Source organism: Rossellomorea vietnamensis (assembly GCF_001305855.1).
Classification (GTDB): domain Bacteria; phylum Bacillota; class Bacilli; order Bacillales; family Bacillaceae_B; genus Rossellomorea; species Rossellomorea vietnamensis_A.
Map to the genome: position 1 here is coordinate 85,724 of NZ_LIXZ01000014.1, position 18,290 is coordinate 104,013.

Here is an 18,290-nt window from a genome sequence, read left to right on the forward strand (position 1 = left end):
CGATTATTTTTTATCCGTATCATCCATTTTCAGGACGGCCATGAAGGCTTCCTGCGGAACTTCAACATTCCCTACGGACTTCATACGTTTTTTACCTTCTTTTTGTTTATCAAGAAGCTTACGTTTACGGGAGATATCCCCACCATAACATTTTGCCAGTACGTTTTTACGCATGGCTTTAATGGTCGATCTTGCTACAATCTTTTGTCCGATCGCTGCCTGGACGGGTACTTCGAATTGCTGTCTCGGGATTAATTCCTTCAACTTCTCTACAATCAGCTTCCCACGTTCGTAAGCAAAGTCACGGTGAACGATAAAGCTCAGGGCATCGACATTCTCAGCGTTAAGCAGGATATCCATTTTCACAAGCTTGGATTCTTTGTATCCAATCAGCTCATAATCAAATGAAGCGTACCCTTTCGTATTCGATTTCAACTGATCGAAGAAATCATACACGATTTCAGCAAGCGGAATTTCATAGACGATGTTCACTCGCGTATCATCCATATACTGCATATCGATGAAGTTCCCGCGCTTTCCTTGACAAAGCTCCATTACGGCACCTACATAGTCGTTTGGAACCATGATCGTTGCTTTAACATAAGGTTCTTCAACATGATCGACCTTTTGTGGATCCGGCATCATGGATGGGTTATCCACTTTCACTTCTTCACCGTCCGTCAATTTCACATGATAGATAACGCTTGGTGCAGTCGTAATCAGGTCGATTTTGAATTCCCGTTCGATACGTTCCTGAATGATCTCCATATGAAGAAGACCCAGGAATCCACAACGGAATCCGAACCCTAATGCCTGTGAAGTTTCAGGCTCGAATTGAAGGGCGGAGTCATTTAATTCAAGCTTTTCAAGCGCTTCTCGAAGATCATTATAACGATTTGAATCAATCGGATATAAACCGCAATAAACCATCGGGTTCATGCGGCGGTAACCAGGCAATGCTTCCTGTGCAGGATTACCGGCAAGAGTGATGGTATCCCCAACACGGGTGTCCCCGACGTTCTTGATCGCTGCAGTCAAATATCCAACATCCCCGACCGTCAATTCCTTCTGACCAGTCGCTTTCGGAGTGAAGACACCGATCTCGGTCACTTCAAACTCTTTCCCTGTGGCCATCATGCGGACCTTATCCCCCACCTTGACGCTTCCATCCATCACTCGGATGTAGGCAACGACTCCTCGGTAGGCGTCATATAAAGAGTCAAAGATAAGCGCCTTTAAAGGTGAATCGGGGTCCCCTTGAGGAGCCGGCACCTTTTCCACCACCTGCTCAAGAATCTCTTCAATCCCGATTCCGGCTTTGGCTGAAGCAAGGACCGCTTCCGATGCATCAAGACCAATGACATCTTCCACTTCCTGGCGAACTCTCTCGGGATCGGCAGCCGGAAGGTCGATTTTGTTGATGACCGGCAGGATTTCCAAGTTATTATCCAAAGCAAGATACACGTTTGCAAGCGTCTGGGCTTCAATCCCCTGAGCGGCGTCCACGACAAGGACAGCTCCCTCACAAGCCGCTAAACTACGGGATACTTCGTATGTAAAATCTACGTGCCCCGGTGTATCAATCAGATGGAAAATATATTCTTCCCCATCCTTTGCCTGATACTTTAATTGCACAGAATTTAATTTAATGGTGATTCCACGCTCTCTCTCAAGGTCCATGGAATCTAGCAATTGGGCTTTCATTTCACGCGCCGTCAATGCTTTCGTCTTTTCTAATATTCGATCGGCAAGGGTAGATTTCCCATGGTCGATATGAGCAATAATGGAAAAGTTCCTTATTCTCGATTGTCTCTCTAATTTCTCTTCACGGTTCATTATTCGTTCAACTCCTGTTATTTCCACACATATACACTATTTTGAATTATAGCAGTAGACTATATATTATTCAATGTAAACTAGAGGGCCCATTGGGAATTGACCGATTTACTTGTATTTCGTGAATCGACCTGCAGGGTGAAACATAAAAAAAGGAAGGCTCCCTGAGGGCCTTCTTTACATTTAAATGAGCGAGGAAATCACATCCACTATTGTATTGGTGATGCTTTCGATGGTACTCGCTAGGACTTTTCCGATGGAAGAAAATACATTAAAGGCTTTCATTTCTTCTAACTTCTCTTTCTTTTCAGTCAGGGTTTTCGAATCTATCTCATTCCCGAGGAACGATGCCTCGACATCACCATCCCCTTTCTGATTGACCCCGACAGGAGACGTAAAGTTCTGCTGTTCATGTCCCTTCATATCCACGATGCCCTGATTCGCATACTGCATTCCGATCAGGACGCCGATAAATAATGCCGTTATAAGAAATGCACATTTAAAAAAGAATTTCGTCATGTTCATCCATCCTTTTCATTACTGTCTTACAGCAGGTGCAGTGAGCGAACCATCCACCTTTTCTGCCTGCCAGTAGTACTCAGCGAATACATCAGCGAATGCCTTTGCAGTCCTCTCCAGCTCCTCAAATGTATTGTCCACCCCACCGAATTCAAGGAGCATGGCATTTCCTGAAAGATCCTGATTGAATTTACCGTTTGTGCCGCTTCCCTTTTTCGCAATGACACCGCGTGAAATCCCTTTATATTTCGATTCCAATCGCTTATGAAGTTCGGAGGCAAGCTTCAGATTCCTTTCATAGTTCGGGTGCTCTTCCCCTACAACGAATGCAAGCTTTGCGTAGGGTTTGCCGTTGATCGTCGCGGTCGTCATGTCTCTCCTCTGTGAATCCCGGTGAATATCGACCATATACATCAAGTCTTTATTGCTGGTCATGGCTGCCTGTACCAGCGGCCGTGACTCCTGATAAGCCGACCAATAGTTCAGTCCCTTATTGTTTAAGTGTTGAATCACATCGGTCTTATCAATGCTTGTCCCTATTCCCAGGTCCTCCAAATCACCCTTCACCATTTCCCCCACCTTTGTGACATTGATCTTGGAGTGCATGGCGGAATCCGGATTTGTCACTCCTTCCAGATAAGGAAGATAGGATTCCCTCGTATGGGTGAAGTAAAGAAGGACCGTCTTTTTATTCCCCGTGGATAATGGCGGCGCCACGTCCCCGCTCTTTTGACTGGTTTCTTTCAGATCCCCGACATTCTTGAGTGGTGCTTCATTTTCGGATTCCAGAGCTTCGGGTGGGGGGACCGATTCAATCGGCATATTCGTAAAGTCCGTCCCTTCCCCTGCCACAAGGATATCCCCGTCGAAAATCGAGAAACCCGGCAATTCACGACCGAGAAAGCTTCGGGGATCTTCGAAACTTACATTGGTGGCCACCTGAAAGAGGATGGATGAGAAGCTTGGGAGGGCCTGATCTTCTTCTTTCAAAATGTGATTAAAAGAACGGTTTTCCAGCGCCAACATTTTATATAATGTCTCACCCTTTACACTGGAAGCCGCTTGATTCAACGAATTCGACGTTAATCTATATTCAGGATTGGAGGAAGTGAGGATACCGATCATCGAAAAAACCGAGAGCAATCCTGCAACGAAGATCAGCGTCCCTTTCAGTATCGTAGACATTTGAATGGCGATGACATAGTTAGAGGCTTTGTATGATCTCATTCTCCCACCCTTTCTTTTCTCTACTCTAGTACAATCTATGACATTGATAGAGATAGTAGAACTTCATGTAGTAGTCATTATGAGATGATCGGTGGAAAGTTAAACGGTGGAGTCTAGTATTTTTTTGTGACGGGAAGGGTTTTTGGGGTTCCCCACGACAAAAACGCCTCGAGGTCCATAGTATCCCTCAAGGCGTAATCATCTAAATCCATCTATCTCGTCTGATACCCCGTATTCGCCTGATTCACCGAATCATGCAGAGCCGCATTGAGACCGCTCGCGATGAGGTTCGCCATGTCCTCCATGAACACATCGACTTCTTTCGGAGTCACCATCAGGTTATGGCCGATCGGAGAAAGGACTTCATGAATCAGTTTTCGTTTTTCCTGATCTTCCAAGGTACCGACGATTCCCATGAACGTCTGTCGATGCTGTTCTTCAGGGAGGTCTTCCTCGGTCAGCTTCCTTCTTTCACCGAAGCTTAACCCAGCAGGAGCAAGCGATCTTGAGGGACGGTCACCCTCTTTCATTTCTTTCCCAAAATGTTTCAAGAGAAAATCCACGGTATCGCTGACGATTGTCACAGCATCCAGTACAGTCGGAACACCGATGGCAATGACCGGAACACCCAACGTTTCCTGATCCAGCCCTTTTCGCTTATTCCCAACCCCCGATCCCGGATGGATACCGGTATCTGATATTTGGATCGTCGCATTGACTCGTTCGATGGAGCGGGAAGCGAGGGCGTCGATGGCGATGATAAAATCGGGCTTTGATTTCTCCACCACTCCGAAAATGATATCGCTCGTTTCAATCCCTGTGAGTCCCATGACACCGGGAACGAGGGCACTGACCGGTCGATATCCTTCTTCCACCGATTCCGGCTGCAGTTCAAATAGATGTCTCGTCACGATGATGTCTTCGCATACCCTTGGACCCAATGAATCCGGGGTCACATTCCAGTTTCCGAGGCCAACGATCAAACAGCTTGCATTTTTATCGATTTTGTTATTGATCAGGAATTGATTAAATTCATTTGCGAATATTTTTTCCACCCGCTGCTGAAGCTCTGAGTCTTCCTCGCGAATGCCATGGGCCTCGATGGTCAGATAGTTTCCCGGTTTTTTACCGATTTTCTCTTCCCCTTCCGGTGTGACCGTGACGAGTGAAACCTTGACTCCATCTTCTTCTTTTTCTTTAATCATGACACCCTGAATGGATGACGTATCCTCCGCGTTATCACTGACGACCATTTCTCTTGCTTCCACGGCAAGATCGGTGCGTACGCAATATTTACTAAGATCGATTTCTTCTTTTTTCATTGTGACTCTACCTCCAGGCTTGGGATATTATCCAGTATTTTTTTATGTTTGCCTTTTGGGCAGGTCTTCATTCACTTGTTTAATTTCGTTCTATAGTATTGCAATATCACTGTCCATTTGATAAAATATCATTTGTTCTTATTGTTTAGGAATTTAAATCGAGTCACATAGAATCTCGATCCTTTTATAGGAGGTGACAGGAATGCCAAATATCAAATCAGCTATCAAACGCGTAAAAACAAACAACGAGCGTAACGCTCAAAACGCTGCGGTAAAATCAACAATGCGTACTGCGATCAAGAAAGCAGAAGCAGCAGCGACTAACAGCGCTGATAATGCGAAAGATCTAGTAACTGAAGCGGTACGTCAATTAGACAAAGCAGCTCAAAAAGGTCTTATCCACAAAAACGCTGCAGATCGTCAAAAGTCTCGCCTAATGAAAAAAGCGAACTAATTGAAAAAAACCACCGAACCAATTGGTCCGGTGGTTTTTTTTTATGTAAAACTTTGATCATGAAGTTTAAACAGGAACATTTCGATCATCAGTTCTTTCTTGATCTTTCCAGTTTTGATTTCATAATCCCCCTGCGAGAGCATATCGATGATATGGGCCAGCTGCTTATCATTGAAATGCTTCGCCTGTCCTGCTGCGAGTTTCACCCTGAACGGATGCACTTTCAAAGTGGTGGCGATCTTTTGTTGTCCGTACCCTCTTCGCGAAAGCTCCTTGGTTCCATATATAAGGCGGAACTGCCCTGCGAGGATCGCAAGGATTTTAAGCGGTTCTTCGTTTTGCTTAAGCAGGTCATAATAAATCCTTAATGCCTCATCGATCTTTCTGTGAACAACTTTGTCCACTAACGTAAAAATATTTTGTTCCAACGACCTGGCCGTCAACCGTTCGACGACTTCCACATCGATCCGGTTGGTGTCACTTGCATATAAAGAAAGCTTATCCAGTTCCTGTGTGAGCATCATCAGGTTTGTGCCTGCTAAGGTCAGCAGTAATTCGACCGCATCTTCATCGATCTGGACACTATTCCCGGCAGCACGTTCCCTTACCCAGGACTTCAGTTCCTGCTCATTCAACTTTTTGGCTTCGACAACTTCAGCACTCTTTTTTAAGGACTTGGTGATCTTTTTACGCTCGTCCAGCTTTTCATAATTCGCCGTGATGACAAGGATTGTGTACGGTGCAGGTGATTGTATGTATTGTTCAAAGCGCTTGATATTATGTTCTACTTTTTCTTTTGTTTTTTCAGCCGTCAAAAAAACGGGGTTTTGGAGTACGACGACTCTTCTTTCTCCCATGAAGGGGAAGGTTTCTGCGTCTTCTATCGCTACCTCTATCGGTGTTTCCTCCAGATCATAGCTGGAAAAATTAAAATCCATTTCTTCTTCTGAAATGGCCCTTGAAACAATTCTTTGTTTCGTTTCATTAATAATAAATGATTCATTTCCGTAAACTAAATATATAGCGGCAAATTGAGATTTCTCTATTTTTTTCCATGTATCAATAACCAAGTCAGCACTCTCCATTAAGTCTTTTCTCTACTCTATGGTAAAAAAGCTTTTTGGTTTTGGCAAGGGGTAAAGGGGACATCCCTCATATAGGACACCCCCTATATCTATATTAACGCTAACGGATAAGACCTAGGAACCTTATCCGTCAAGCGGTATTTCCTGTATTGATTAGTGTCACCACGGTCTCTCAAAGTTATGGGTGACAACTCTTGTCAGTAAAGGAAAAAGTAAAGGGAAGTATAGATTTTTCAGTAGCGTTGTTCTATACTAGAATAGAAATAGGAGGGGTAGTTGTGAACCAATTTGAAAAGAATGTACAATCAAAACGAAATGATGCGGTAGATTCTGGCGTCGGTTTCGGTGTTTCTTTTGGTTTCTTTGCCGTAATGTTCATTATTGCAACAGTTATCAAAATGATCGGCTCTTAATGAAAAATAGGAGGCAGGCCTGAAAGATTCCGGTTACTTCAATTTCCATATATGGTACTGACTGTATCATAAAGATGGTTTGAAGGCGCCTGATTCTTCCTCTATGGGTCTGCCCCTTTTTCATTAGCGCTTAATTTGTTTTGTTCTACATCCTATGGCCGGTGGGCTGAAAACGTTCCTGTTTTATCCCAAAATCGATAGGTGATTGCCCCGTTCACAGCCGTACTATAAATCGTCACTCCCCTTACCTTTAATCGCTCCACTACTTCAGGGTGGGGGTGTCCGAAACGATTGGTTTCTCCAGCAGAGATCACCGCCACATCGGGGTCCGTTTCATCGAGGAACGCTTCCGATGTACTCGTCCTGCTGCCATGATGACCGACTTTCAACACATCCACAGGCAGATCGAATGTCTGAACGAACTCCCTTTCCCCTTCCTTCTCGAGATCCCCTGTAAACAACCATTTCTTTGATCCGATTACACCGTATAGAACAATGGAGTCATTATTCCCTGCATAATCAGCATCAAGGGGGGATACGATATGAAGCCCATCACGGTCTCCACGCCATCTTTCCGGATACATCACTTCTTTGACGGAGATCTTTTTTTCCTGAGCCAGTTTGACCATCCTATCCACCTCCACCTTCTCCCGGCTGCCGGGACTAATCAAGAGTTCCCCGACTTTCATTTCGTTTAATACCGCTTCCGCTCCCCCTATATGATCAAGATCTCCATGAGTTAAAATCAATGCATCGATGGAAGTGATTCCTTTGCTTTTTAAAAAAGGCACCACAATGTCCTCCCCTACAGAAAAACGGTTCATTTTCTCCTCCCATTTTTCTTTCGGAAACGGCACCTCCCCTCCTGCATCAATCAAATATGTGCCATGGTTGTAAGGAAGATCGATCAGGGTCGCATCTCCCTGCCCAACATCAATGAAGACAATTTCTCCATAGGGATGGTAGTTATTCAAGAAGAGATGAATAACGGTGAAAAGAAAAAGCCAACCGGTGGAAAGATATTTCCTCCTCTCTAAACCAACGAATGCAAAATAAATAAGAATGAGATACCCGAGCAGAAAAACAAAATTCGGCCTCCCCATGATCAAGGTGCTAAATGGAAAAGAAGCAACGGCAGAGGATAACCATTGAATCCCTTCCAGCAGAATTTCATAAGGGATCATGGACCATCCAGCCGATCCCACTGAAGTGACGAGATAGGTGATGATGGCCATCGGAAGGATGATAATGGAAAAAAGCGGGACATATAGGAGATTAGTCAGAAAGCCGATCAATGAGAACTCATAGAAATGATAGATCACGAAGGGGATGGAAGATAATTGGGCCACCACCGTGACGGTGACCATTTGTTTGAAGGAAGAAGATGCCTGTAAAATGGTCCGGGAAGAAAGCACAAGTGAGAAACTGACGGCGAATGAGAGCTGAAATCCCACATTGTAAACCAAGAAAGGTTCGTATAAGACAATGAGCAGGAACACTGCGGCGAGGCTATCGATTACACCGATATTCCGGGAGGTCTTTTTGCCGAGAATGAGGATGATCAGCATGAAGGAAGCCCGTACAACAGAAGGAGAGCCGCCCGTCATGACGATATAGCACAGGAGAAACATGATCCCTGTCCATGATGCCGCTTCCCTCGTCAGGCCAATCCTTAATAAACAATAATGAAGCATCGCAAACAAAAGTCCCACATGAAGACCTGAAATGGCAAGGAGATGAACGACCCCGAGCTCCCTGAATGCCTTCATGGCATCCTCTGCAATCATCCCTGTCTCGCCGAACAGTAATGCCTGAGTGATGCCAACCGTTGCAGGGGGAAACTCCTGTTCAATTCTTTTCAACCCATGAAACCTGAGCTGTGTAAGGGCATGTTTCCAAGAGCTTCGGTCCAAACATCCTTCAAATTCCTGTATCTCAAGGACCCAATATACCCCTTGATGGGACAGATAGTCTTTATAGTTGAATGAATTGGGATTTTTGCCCGGCCGGGGTTCTGCCAACTGTCCTTTAACATTGCAAACAAAACCGGGATTTACTTTTGAAAATTTCCGTTTTTCCTCTTCGGTATCAAAATAATAGCGAATCAGGATTTTCTCATTCTTCACTTTCGCAAATGAAACAAATGAGTTGCCGTCAATGGTGGGGATTTCATCTATAAATACTCCATGGATGGTAGGTTCAGATTGCGGGGTAAGAGTTGATTTCTGGTTTTTCTCTTGTACAAGGGCATGAAAGAAGGAAGCGATTACCAGTAGGAATGAAATGAAAAGGATGGTACGGGGCATTCTTCTCAGGAAAAGTGAAAGGAAGAGGATAACAAGGACGACAGCACCCCAAAGGAGTTGAAGTGCCAGCAATGTCCCTGATAGAACCGATAACGCCAAATAAATGCATAAGCCTCTACTCAAAAAGCTTTATGTATTCTTGCTCATAATAGTGAAGCTTATCCTCCGAAACTCCCTGCTGCCTCAAATCCTCTATCAATCGAATCATGAGCGTTGCTTTTTCCTTGTGTTTTACATCGATACTGCTTTCCTGGAAAGGCACTTTTTCCACATGGACGTCTGCCTTTTCGAACAGTTCGATGGCGTATGGATGATTTTTATAATCTTTTGCATAGTAAACCGTTTTGATACCTGCCTGAATGAGTGCTTTACAGCATTGAAGGCAAGGGAAGTGAGTGACGTATATGTCCGCATTCTCAGTCCCTACCCCGAACTTCGAACATTGCAGGAGTGCATTCATTTCTGCATGGATGGTCCTCACACAGTGATTGTCAATGACATAGCACCCTTCATCTATACAATGATCTCCGCCGGCTATGGAGCCATTATACCCTCCTGCAATGATCCGCTTATCCCGGACGATGGTTGCTCCCACCGCCAATCTCGTACACGTGCTGCGGAGGGCAAGCAGTTGACTTTGAGCCATGAAATATTGATGCCACGCAATTCTTTCCATCCCCATTCTCCCTTCTCTTGTTTTCGATTTAGTTTAATGCTTGTTTAAGTGTATAAAGACTTCCTGCATTTCGTCAATCATTGGACAAAAATATGTTCTTGTAATTTATCGAAGGTTTTATCTCCAATTCCTGAAATTTTTGTTATTTCTTCAATGGATTTAAACGGACCATTTTCTTCACGGTATTGGATAATGGTGGCGGCTTTCGATGGTCCTATTCCAGGAAGGGTTTCGAATTCGGCTTCTGAGGCTGTATTGATATTGAGTTTATCCTCTCCTGATCCTGCCCCTGAAGAAACTGGGGCAGGAAGTGACTGAGGCATTGTTTCCATTTCTCCGATTTTCGGGACATAGATCATCATTTCGTCCGTAACTTTGACGGCGAGATTCATCAATTTTTTGTCGGCATCCTTTGTGAATCCCCCGGCCCTGTCGATGACAAACTTAAGCCTGTCACCCTGCCTCACTTCATAAAGACCGGGGTTTACCACCTCTCCCTTTACGTCCACATACACTTTTTCAGGACTCTTTGCTGTCTCTGTTTCAGGATTTTCAGGATTTATTGGTTTTTCTACTTCTGCTGCTGCAGTGAAGGAAGGTTCTTCAACGGGAGGCTCGTCCGCTTTTTTCAATATATACCCAATCAGGATAACGGCACAAATCGCGAGGGACACAAGAATCGTTCGGTACTTTTCAATTAAGGACTGCATGGAAATCACCTCTGGTGGAATATTCGTTGCAAGGAATTCATAAGTTTTAGGAGAGAGTGTGATAGAAGGAGGGCTGAACATGAAATTAGGTATCATCGGAACGGGAAACATGGGGAAAATCATCATTGAAGCTTTCATTGAATCAAAAGCGATTTCTCCTTCACATCTTCATATTACGAATCGTTCATTAAAAAAAGCCGAGGATATAAAAGAGAAATACCGCAGCGTGAATGTCGTCCATTCAAATGAAGAAGTCATTTCTTCGTCTGATCTAGTCTTCATCTGCGTTAAACCGCATGATGTGTATGACGTGATCCAGGAGAGTAAGAAGAGCTTCACGAAGGATAAATGTGTCGTTTCCATAACAAGCCCGGTAAGTGTGGACCAGTTGCAATCCTTATTACCCTGTTCTTGCGCACGATTCATTCCAAGTATCACGAACCGCGCATTGAGCGGTGTGTCCCTTCTGACGTATGGAAGTCAATGTTCAGATAAATGGAGAAGGGATTTAACGAAGCTGGCCAGGAATATCTCAACACCTGTCGAGATTGATGAAAATGTAACTCGGGTAGCGTCTGATATTGTCAGCTGCGGGCCGGCTTTTTTCAGCTATGTGACCCAGCGATTCATCAATGCGGCAGTGGAAGTTACGGAGATAGATCAGGAAACAGCAACTGTCCTCGCTTCTGAAATGCTGGTTGGTCTTGGGGACCTGCTGAAAAAGAACATCTATACGTTACCTACACTTCAAGAAAAAGTTTGTGTAAAAGGAGGGGTAACCGGGATAGGGATTTCTGTCATGGAAAGGGAATTGGGAGATGTTTTCGAGAAACTGTTCGAAGCCACACAAGAAAAATTCGTGGATGATATTGAAGGAACCAAATCACAATTCGGGGTCTAGAAAGGACTCCTTTTTTACATTCGACATAAATTGATTTTTTCCTTCTTTTTTCTAACATTTTCAACCTGTTGGTAACAAAGTTAAGCCGGATCATTCCATTTTGGAGATAATCCGGCTTTTTTTATTTCTTTTTGCACGCAAAGAAAATTCTCTCACTTTGATCTGACGGAGATTCTTCCGTAAAGTCCGCGTTGATATTCAACACATCGAATCCAGTAGTCTCGAGCCACTCCTTCACCATAAGGATTGGATAGGTACGCTGTTTGTGAAGTTCCTCCACTCTCTCATACTGTCCCGTTTCCACATCTTCCACGAAAAAAGTAAGTTCATGTTCCACACTATTGGGGACTTCACCGGGGAAGCAACCCCATATATAGGATACATGATCATCCGTAAGGGTAAAGGTTTGGTTCATGAATATCTGCGTCATTTTGTAAATGGAATGCACATCAAAAAGAAATAACCCTTCCTGCGTCAGATGATCATACACCTTTTTAAATGTGTTCTCCACGTCACTCTCGTCTTCAAGGTAATTCAATGAATCACAAAAAATCGTGATGATATCGTATTCACCAAGGGAATCGAGTCTCGACATATCCTGTTGAAATAACTGGATGTGAACATCCTGTGCCGATGCCTTTTCCTGCGCGATGGTGAGCATGTCCTGAGACAGATCGACACCCGTCACATCGTATCCGTCACGCGCTAGCCTCAACGATAATTCACCTGTTCCACAAGCGATGTCGAGGAGTCTTTTCCCTTGGATGGAATAACGTTCTGCCTGTCGGTTCACATACTCCAACCAGCCGTCGTATGGGACGTCCTGCATTAAATAATCGTACACATAAGCAAAACGTTCATAACTCATTTAGAGGTTCTCACCTTGGCCGACTTCGACGAATGACGCGTCTCCCCATAAACGTTCAAGATTATAGTAACCTCTCTCCTCTTTATGGAACACATGAGCGACTACATCGCCTAAATCAACCAAAATCCAGCGTGCCTGGTCAAAGCCTTCCAGTCGTTTGACAGTGTACCCCTTTTCTTCTGCTGCGTCTTTCAATTCACGCGCGATCGCCTGTACCTGTTTGTCCGAGTTTCCGTGGCAGATCAGGAAATAATCCGCAATCAGCGAAACACCTTTCATATCCAATACAACAATATCCTCAGCTCGTTTATCATCGGCTGCTTTAAATGCTAATTCTACTAAATTTTGTTCCATTCCTTCATCTCCTCTGATTTAATGTCAGTTCATTGTAAAAGCGAAATGTATCCGGATAGATCGCTTGATTTTTTTTCATCAAAAACATGATCGTATTCTGCAGAGCTTTAATGAGTGCAAGGTCCAAGGATTCCTTGGCAAGTTCCCTTACTTCCTCCACTCCCGGAAACCTGCGATTCGGCTCAATATAATCGGCTAAATAAACCACTTTGTTGAGTACCGTCATCCCTTCTTTCCCGGAAGTATGGAAGCGGATGGCATTCAGGATATCCTGATCTTCAATCCCGATTTCACGTTCTACAAGTATTGCTCCCACAGGCGCATGCCATAACTCACTATTATAAAGCAACAGATCCTTTGAAAGATTCTCACTTTCAATGATCCCCTGCATTTCATCTTTATCCCGAAACTTTGCATAGTCATGAAAGATTGCGGCTGTTTCGGCCTTTTTTTCATCGGCTCCAAATCGTTTCGCAAGCTCGATGCTCGTCTCCATGACACCGCATGTATGAAGGTAACGATGTTCAGTCAAATGCTTTTCAACTATCTCGAGCGCTTTTTCCCTATTCATATAATTTCTCCTCCTTGATAAATCGGTACACGTCGTCCGGAACCAAATAGCGAACGGATTGTCCTTTATTTACTGTGTCACGAATGTAAGAAGAAGAAAGATCGATTGCCGGCACTTCGATCAATTGGACGTTAAAGGAAGTCTCCTCGGAATAATCGGGACGATTCACCCCGATGAACGTCACCATATTCTGAAGCTCATCGATTTTATACCATTTCGGAAGATACTCGATCATATCCCCGCCTATGATAAACGAAAATTCGGTGTTCTCTTCTCTTTCCATCAAAAGCTTGATGGTGTCATATGTGCAGGAGGCACCCTCTCGTTCCAATTCAATCCGTTCGATGGAAAAACGGGGGTGACCCTTGATGGCTGTCTCCAGCATTTGAAGGCGCTGGTCCACCGTTACCCTTTCATCCACCTGTTTGTGGGGCGGTACATGGTTAGGAAGAAAGCGGATTTCATCCAATTGTGCCTTTTCTAACACTTGCTCTGCAATGACCAAGTGACCCATATGGGGAGGATTGAATGTCCCTCCCAGAAGTCCAACCTTTTTTTTCATCATCGTATCGGTCCTTATCTTGGCAGGATTAATTGCTTGTTTTCTTTCGATTCTTTGTAGAGGACAATGGTATTTCCGATGATCTGGACGATTTCAGCCCCTACACCTTCCGATAGCTCCTGTGCAACCTCAGATTTATCCATATCACAATTCTGAAGGATGCTGATTTTCATCAATTCCCTCGTTTCAATTGCTTCTCCGACCGTTTTGATCATATTATCGTTGACTCCGCCTTTTCCTACTTGAAAAACCGGATTTAAGTGATGTGCTTCTGAACGTAAAAATCTTTTTTGTTTACCTGTTAACATGTTAACCTCCTAGTTGTTGTAAAACGGTGTCCCTCATATTGGAATAGGACGGAAAGATTCCTGTCCACTTCTTAAATGAGAGGGCTCCCTGATAAACGAACATATCGAGTCCGTTTTGAGTCAGGGCACCTTTTTGTTTGGCCTGCTTCAGTATTGATGTTTCCAGCGGATTATAAATGATATCCGTGACGATGCTTCCCTGCTTTAATTCATTGACCTTTATAGGACTGTCTTCAATATGAGGAAACATGCCGATGGACGTCGTCTGGATGATGACATCATAGTGGTGCAATTGATTCTCGGCAGTTTCAAGGGTAAGGAACGAAGAATCCAGCGGAAACGGGCAGGCATCCATCATGTTCTCTGCTCTCCCCGGAGTCCGGTTGGTTACATCGATTCTCTTCACACCCGATGAGGCAAGTGTATAATAGATGGCCCTGGCTGCACCGCCGGCCCCGATGATCAGCATCGACTTGTTTAGAAGACGATCACCGGCTGCTTTCTTCAAGCCTTCAACAAATCCAAGACCGTCTGTATTATACCCGATCAGCTTCCCATTTTCATTTACAATCGTGTTGACAGCACCAATGGCTTCTGCCAATGGATCGATCCCATCGAGAAGGGACATGACTTGTTCTTTATGAGGAACGGTCACATTCACTCCCTGAATTCCCAAGGCTTTGATTCCACGGATGGCCTCGGGCAGGTGCTCTTTCTTTACATGGAATCGAACATATTCAGCGTTAATTCCGTTATCTTTAAACGCGCCATTATGCATCAGGGGAGACATTGAGTGAGCAATCGGGTCCCCTATCACACCATAAAGAGCCACAGAATCCCTCCTATATCAATGATTTTCTTAAGAAGACGCTGACACCTTTCGGGACGTGAGCGGCAATGGTCACTCCAGCATCATTGACGGTAATCCATCCCAAACCTGAGAAAACGATATCCGTTTTTGCTTCTTTGATCCTGAACTCATGCCTCACAAGTGGAGGGAACGTATCCATATCGTCTTTTCTTGGTGGCTGCAATAATTCACCCGCATGATTTTTATAGAGTTCATCCGCCTTTTCAATCTTCGTCCGATGGATGGACAGCTCGTTTGAGAAATAGCACGTAAACGGCTGACGCTCACCAGCCATGAAATCAAAACGGGCCAATCCGCCGAAGAACAACGTTTGTTCCGGATTCAGCTGGAACGTCCTTGGCTTGATTTCTTTTTTAGGCGTAATGATTTTCAAATCCTGTTTATCTACAAAATGGGCCATCTGATGATGATTGATGATGCCTGGTGTATCAATCAATGATTCTTCCTCATCAAGTGGAATTTGGATCATATCCAGAGTTGTACCAGGGAAGTGGGAAGTCGTGATGACGTCCTGCTCACCTGAGACATGTTTGATGATGCGATTGATGAACGTGGATTTCCCTACGTTCGTACATCCGACCACGTAAACATCTTTTCCATTCCGATATTCCTCGATCGCTTCGATCGCTTCTGAGATCCCCTGACCCTTGGCAGCACTCACCAATTGAACATCGATCGGTTTCAATCCCAGTTGACTTGCTTCGTGCTTCATCCAATGAATCAGCTTGGAATGTTTCACCGACTTAGGCAAAAGATCCACCTTGTTTCCTATCAGAAGGATCGGATTCGACCCGACGAACCTGTGGAGGCCCGGAAGCCAGCTTCCATTAAAGTCAAAGATGTCCACTACTTTCACTATAAGCCCTTCAGAGTCACCGAGCTCGTTCAATATCTTCAGGAAGTCATCATCAGTCAACGGAACATCCTGGACCTCATTATAATGCTTTAATCTGAAACAGCGTTGGCAGATGATCTCTTCTTTTTGAAGAGCAGAAGGAGGCGCATAGCCCATGCCTTCTTTATTTTCCGTCTGAATTTCAACGCCACAACCTATACATACAACTTCACTCACTTTTTGTCCTCCCACTCAAGCATGCCTTTACGCTTGAAAAACTTCATAATTCTGCGTTCTACCTGACGATTGAACTTAGTAAAGAAACCATCCGATTGAGCCACAGGTACGACCAGTATCGTATGAAAGCCGCTGCGGTTTCCACCTAATACGTCCGTTAATAGCTGATCGCCAATGACAACCGCCTCTTCCTTCTTTACGCCCATTTGTTTGATCGCTTTCTTAAAAGCACGGCCCATGGGCTTTCTGGCCTGAAAGATGAACGGAACACCCAAAGGTTCAGCGAATGCCCCCACGCGGTTTTTATTGTTGTTGGATACAATGGTCACAAGGATCCCCTGTTCCTGCATGTCTTTAAACCACTGGATCAATTTAGGGGTGGCGTTCGGCCTGTCCCACTCCACCAACGTATTATCCAAGTCGGTAATGATTGCCTTGATCCCTTTTTCCTTAAGATGTCCCGGGGTGATAGTGAAAATATCCTGGACCTGCTCATTGGGTAAAAACTGCTTGATCACATGCTACACCTCAAATTTCTTTATCGTTTATATGATGAACTGCTTTCGATATATTTTCATTAGAAGATATCGCGAAACGATTTCTATAGTATACCTTTAACCTATAACAGATTAATGATAACCAATTTTACATACAGATTCAAAATAAATCATATATATTCTTGGAATTCCAAACATATTCTTATAAAAAATAAATATTTTTCGACAAATTTCCAGCTATCTTCATACTTGTGGATAACCTTATTCACATTATACAGAACACAAACTAGCTTTATTTACCAGTTATATACAAGTTAGTCACAACTTATCCACCATGAACTGTGGATAACGGAACGCTTGTTCTAAAAAAATAATTTTGGTAAAGTTACATTATTACAAAAAACGTACTTACACTAAGTTTTGAATAAAAAGATGATGAGTAATGGAGGTGGCATTAATGAGGAAATTATCGGACGAACTGTTGATTGATTCGTATTACAAAGCACTGGAGCTGAAACTCAATACAGAATTCATTCGCCTCATCGAAATGGAAATTCACCGTCGATCTCTTACAAATAAAATAAAAGCTACTTCGTAGAATACTAACATGAAACGGGACGGATTTATATAAAATCCGTCCTCTTTTTTATGGAATATATGCTCTCTTGCCATTACACTTCAGAATACTGTCCCTCTGCCCTAAGGTGTAGGAGCTTGACCAGATCCATTACTCAATAAAAAAACGATTAACTTTAACAGTTTAATAAGTATATAATAAAATATAATTATATACTATATGAATAAGAATCTTTTTCACTGTATGAGGTTAACCCTCAACGTTAGCCAGGTGAACGCGAACTCTGAAAGCGATATTTCAGCCACGAATCTTGTTCAACAGTGAGCAAACTTAAAAGAAGGAGTGAGTAATAATTGTTTCTCTCCGGGGTACTCGATCATACATTCAAAAAGCTTAAAACTCAAACAGCCAACCTGATTACCCTTACGAATTTATCATTAGGTGGTTTTGCTATTATTTCCGTTCTTCATAACCAATTACATCTGAGCTTGATCCTCATTTTCATCGCTGCGTTGACCGACAGATTCGACGGACTGGTGGCAAGAAAGTTAAACATCGAGTCCGAGTTGGGAAAGCAGCTGGATTCCATGAGCGACATCATTTCCTTTGGGGTGGCCCCGGCAGTGTTAATGTATACCGCCGTCCTCAGCCAGTTTGACTTTCCCGGCATGTTCTTCACCATTTTATACTTGGCTTGTGGTGCTTACCGGTTGGCCCGCTTCAACATTTCAGAAAATGACGGCTATTTTACCGGCCTTCCCATAACTGCAGCCGGTTGTTTACTGACCTTGAGCTATCTTGCCATCCCGTTTGTTTCGGGTGTGCTGATCGTGTGTATGACGATCACACTGGCTGTATTGATGGTCAGCCCCTTTACATTAAAGAAAATGTAAGGCACAAAAGAGGCCCTGTTGGTATCGACCCCCAAAAGTTAGAGTAGAAAACTAACTTTTGGGGGTGTTTTTATGGCTAAATATAGTGAGGAATTTAAACTAAAACTTGTCACCGAGTATCTGGATGGCCATCTTGGATATAAATCATTGGCGAAAAAATATAACCTACCCTCTAAGACACCACTACAAGATTGGGTAAGAGCTTATAAAACACAAGGAATAGAAGGTATAAAGCGAAGAGAAATAAACAAAGCGTACTCTGTTCAAT

At 43.8% G+C, this 18,290-nt stretch carries 22 protein-coding genes; 6 read left to right on the plus strand and 16 right to left on the minus strand.

Going from position 1 to position 18,290, the window contains the following annotated elements:
- Positions 1–3: 3 nt before the first annotated feature.
- The 4 genes from lepA to gpr all read right to left on the minus strand — a co-directional run bounded on the left by lepA (position 4) and on the right by gpr (position 4,904).
- Complete coding sequence (gene lepA / locus AM506_RS16055) at positions 4–1,836, minus strand: translation elongation factor 4 (RefSeq protein WP_060673495.1); 1,833 nt, start codon at positions 1,834–1,836, stop codon at positions 4–6.
- 183 nt (positions 1,837–2,019) lie between these two features.
- Positions 2,020–2,355, minus strand: a complete 336-nt coding sequence (locus AM506_RS16060) for a DUF3679 domain-containing protein (RefSeq protein ID WP_060673496.1) — start codon at positions 2,353–2,355, stop codon at positions 2,020–2,022.
- An 18-nt stretch (positions 2,356–2,373) separates the two neighbouring features.
- A complete protein-coding gene (gene spoIIP / locus AM506_RS16065) occupies positions 2,374–3,582 on the minus strand; it encodes a stage II sporulation protein P (protein WP_060673497.1) in 1,209 nt (402 codons plus the stop codon).
- A gap of 212 nt (positions 3,583–3,794) precedes the next feature.
- A complete protein-coding gene (gpr, locus tag AM506_RS16070) occupies positions 3,795–4,904 on the minus strand; it encodes a GPR endopeptidase (RefSeq protein WP_060673498.1) in 1,110 nt (369 codons plus the stop codon).
- Positions 4,905–5,106: 202 nt separating this feature from the next.
- On the opposite strand from gpr, the gene rpsT reads away from it, so the two are divergent.
- Positions 5,107–5,358, plus strand: coding sequence for a 30S ribosomal protein S20 (gene rpsT / locus AM506_RS16075; protein ID WP_060673499.1), 252 nt, complete (start codon positions 5,107–5,109; stop codon positions 5,356–5,358).
- Positions 5,359–5,399: 41 nt separating this feature from the next.
- Here the strand turns inward: rpsT and holA are convergent, their stop codons facing one another.
- Positions 5,400–6,428, minus strand: a complete 1,029-nt coding sequence (holA, locus tag AM506_RS16080) for a DNA polymerase III subunit delta (protein WP_060673500.1) — start codon at positions 6,426–6,428, stop codon at positions 5,400–5,402.
- Positions 6,429–6,721: 293 nt separating this feature from the next.
- Between holA and AM506_RS22250 the strand changes: the two genes are divergently transcribed.
- Positions 6,722–6,856, plus strand: coding sequence for a YqzM family protein (locus AM506_RS22250; protein WP_082386400.1), 135 nt, complete (start codon positions 6,722–6,724; stop codon positions 6,854–6,856).
- Positions 6,857–7,008: 152 nt separating this feature from the next.
- Here the strand turns inward: AM506_RS22250 and AM506_RS16085 are convergent, their stop codons facing one another.
- The 3 genes from AM506_RS16085 to AM506_RS16095 form a co-directional block, all read right to left on the minus strand.
- Positions 7,009–9,285 (minus strand): DNA internalization-related competence protein ComEC/Rec2, encoded by a 2,277-nt coding sequence (locus tag AM506_RS16085; RefSeq protein WP_082386401.1) that lies wholly within the window; start codon positions 9,283–9,285, stop codon positions 7,009–7,011.
- Positions 9,278–9,838 carry a ComE operon protein 2 gene (locus AM506_RS16090; protein ID WP_060673515.1) on the minus strand — a complete coding sequence of 187 codons (561 nt, stop codon included), beginning with the start codon at positions 9,836–9,838 and terminating at the stop codon, positions 9,278–9,280. The genes AM506_RS16085 and AM506_RS16090 overlap by 8 nt, the downstream gene beginning before the upstream one ends.
- A gap of 77 nt (positions 9,839–9,915) precedes the next feature.
- Positions 9,916–10,548, minus strand: coding sequence for a helix-hairpin-helix domain-containing protein (locus tag AM506_RS16095; RefSeq protein ID WP_160316888.1), 633 nt, complete (start codon positions 10,546–10,548; stop codon positions 9,916–9,918).
- Positions 10,549–10,627: 79 nt separating this feature from the next.
- Between AM506_RS16095 and comER the strand changes: the two genes are divergently transcribed.
- Positions 10,628–11,449: a late competence protein ComER gene (gene comER, locus AM506_RS16100; protein ID WP_060673503.1), complete on the plus strand. Its 822-nt coding sequence runs from the start codon at positions 10,628–10,630 to the stop codon at positions 11,447–11,449.
- 121 nt (positions 11,450–11,570) lie between these two features.
- Here comER and AM506_RS16105 read toward each other — a convergent pair whose 3' ends face one another.
- Genes AM506_RS16105 through AM506_RS16140 form a run of 8 tightly spaced genes read right to left on the minus strand, consistent with a single transcriptional unit; the run spans position 11,571 to position 16,573 of the window.
- Positions 11,571–12,317 (minus strand): class I SAM-dependent DNA methyltransferase, encoded by a 747-nt coding sequence (locus AM506_RS16105; protein ID WP_060673504.1) that lies wholly within the window; start codon positions 12,315–12,317, stop codon positions 11,571–11,573.
- Positions 12,318–12,671, minus strand: coding sequence for a ribosome silencing factor (gene rsfS, locus AM506_RS16110; protein WP_034757434.1), 354 nt, complete (start codon positions 12,669–12,671; stop codon positions 12,318–12,320).
- A gap of 4 nt (positions 12,672–12,675) precedes the next feature.
- Positions 12,676–13,242 carry a bis(5'-nucleosyl)-tetraphosphatase (symmetrical) YqeK gene (yqeK, locus tag AM506_RS16115; protein WP_060673505.1) on the minus strand — a complete coding sequence of 189 codons (567 nt, stop codon included), beginning with the start codon at positions 13,240–13,242 and terminating at the stop codon, positions 12,676–12,678.
- A complete protein-coding gene (locus tag AM506_RS16120; protein WP_060673516.1) occupies positions 13,235–13,804 on the minus strand; it encodes a nicotinate-nucleotide adenylyltransferase in 570 nt (189 codons plus the stop codon). The genes yqeK and AM506_RS16120 overlap by 8 nt, the downstream gene beginning before the upstream one ends.
- A gap of 14 nt (positions 13,805–13,818) precedes the next feature.
- Positions 13,819–14,112: a ribosome assembly RNA-binding protein YhbY gene (gene yhbY, locus AM506_RS16125; protein ID WP_060673506.1), complete on the minus strand. Its 294-nt coding sequence runs from the start codon at positions 14,110–14,112 to the stop codon at positions 13,819–13,821.
- A 1-nt stretch (position 14,113) separates the two neighbouring features.
- A complete protein-coding gene (gene aroE, locus AM506_RS16130; protein ID WP_268788404.1) occupies positions 14,114–14,944 on the minus strand; it encodes a shikimate dehydrogenase in 831 nt (276 codons plus the stop codon).
- A 10-nt stretch (positions 14,945–14,954) separates the two neighbouring features.
- The gene (gene yqeH, locus AM506_RS16135; protein ID WP_060673507.1) at positions 14,955–16,055 is read right to left on the minus strand and encodes a ribosome biogenesis GTPase YqeH; all 1,101 of its coding nucleotides are present in this window, start codon (positions 16,053–16,055) and stop codon (positions 14,955–14,957) included.
- Positions 16,052–16,573 carry a YqeG family HAD IIIA-type phosphatase gene (locus tag AM506_RS16140; RefSeq protein WP_060673508.1) on the minus strand — a complete coding sequence of 174 codons (522 nt, stop codon included), beginning with the start codon at positions 16,571–16,573 and terminating at the stop codon, positions 16,052–16,054. Before AM506_RS16140 ends, yqeH begins: the two co-directional genes overlap by 4 nt.
- A gap of 436 nt (positions 16,574–17,009) precedes the next feature.
- On the opposite strand from AM506_RS16140, the gene AM506_RS16145 reads away from it, so the two are divergent.
- The 3 genes from AM506_RS16145 to AM506_RS16155 form a co-directional block, all read left to right on the plus strand.
- Positions 17,010–17,150, plus strand: a complete 141-nt coding sequence (locus AM506_RS16145; RefSeq protein WP_034757416.1) for a sporulation histidine kinase inhibitor Sda — start codon at positions 17,010–17,012, stop codon at positions 17,148–17,150.
- Positions 17,151–17,482: 332 nt separating this feature from the next.
- Positions 17,483–18,022, plus strand: coding sequence for a CDP-diacylglycerol--serine O-phosphatidyltransferase (pssA, locus tag AM506_RS16150; RefSeq protein ID WP_060673509.1), 540 nt, complete (start codon positions 17,483–17,485; stop codon positions 18,020–18,022).
- Positions 18,023–18,094: 72 nt separating this feature from the next.
- Positions 18,095–18,290, plus strand: a 196-nt coding sequence (locus AM506_RS16155) for a helix-turn-helix domain-containing protein (RefSeq protein ID WP_152968527.1), incomplete at its 3' end; no start/stop codon positions are given.

What these genes read in the sequence shown, in the direction of transcription:
- comER (WP_060673503.1), top strand. Translation starts at nt 10,628, where the DNA reads ATGAAATTAGGTATCATCGGAACGGGAAACATGGGGAAAATCATCATT.
- yqeK (WP_060673505.1), bottom strand. Translation starts at nt 13,242, where the DNA reads ATGAATAGGGAAAAAGCGCTCGAGATAGTTGAAAAGCATTTGACTGAA.
- AM506_RS16105 (WP_060673504.1), bottom strand. Translation starts at nt 12,317, where the DNA reads ATGAGTTATGAACGTTTTGCTTATGTGTACGATTATTTAATGCAGGAC.
- spoIIP (WP_060673497.1), bottom strand. Translation starts at nt 3,582, where the DNA reads ATGAGATCATACAAAGCCTCTAACTATGTCATCGCCATTCAAATGTCT.
- AM506_RS16095 (WP_160316888.1), bottom strand. Translation starts at nt 10,548, where the DNA reads ATGCAGTCCTTAATTGAAAAGTACCGAACGATTCTTGTGTCCCTCGCG.
- gpr (WP_060673498.1), bottom strand. Translation starts at nt 4,904, where the DNA reads ATGAAAAAAGAAGAAATCGATCTTAGTAAATATTGCGTACGCACCGAT.
- yhbY (WP_060673506.1), bottom strand. Translation starts at nt 14,112, where the DNA reads ATGTTAACAGGTAAACAAAAAAGATTTTTACGTTCAGAAGCACATCAC.
- lepA (WP_060673495.1), bottom strand. Translation starts at nt 1,836, where the DNA reads ATGAACCGTGAAGAGAAATTAGAGAGACAATCGAGAATAAGGAACTTT.
- AM506_RS16145 (WP_034757416.1), top strand. Translation starts at nt 17,010, where the DNA reads ATGAGGAAATTATCGGACGAACTGTTGATTGATTCGTATTACAAAGCA.
- AM506_RS16120 (WP_060673516.1), bottom strand. Translation starts at nt 13,804, where the DNA reads ATGAAAAAAAAGGTTGGACTTCTGGGAGGGACATTCAATCCTCCCCAT.
- rpsT (WP_060673499.1), top strand. Translation starts at nt 5,107, where the DNA reads ATGCCAAATATCAAATCAGCTATCAAACGCGTAAAAACAAACAACGAG.
- AM506_RS16060 (WP_060673496.1), bottom strand. Translation starts at nt 2,355, where the DNA reads ATGACGAAATTCTTTTTTAAATGTGCATTTCTTATAACGGCATTATTT.
- rsfS (WP_034757434.1), bottom strand. Translation starts at nt 12,671, where the DNA reads ATGGAACAAAATTTAGTAGAATTAGCATTTAAAGCAGCCGATGATAAA.
- AM506_RS16090 (WP_060673515.1), bottom strand. Translation starts at nt 9,838, where the DNA reads ATGGAAAGAATTGCGTGGCATCAATATTTCATGGCTCAAAGTCAACTG.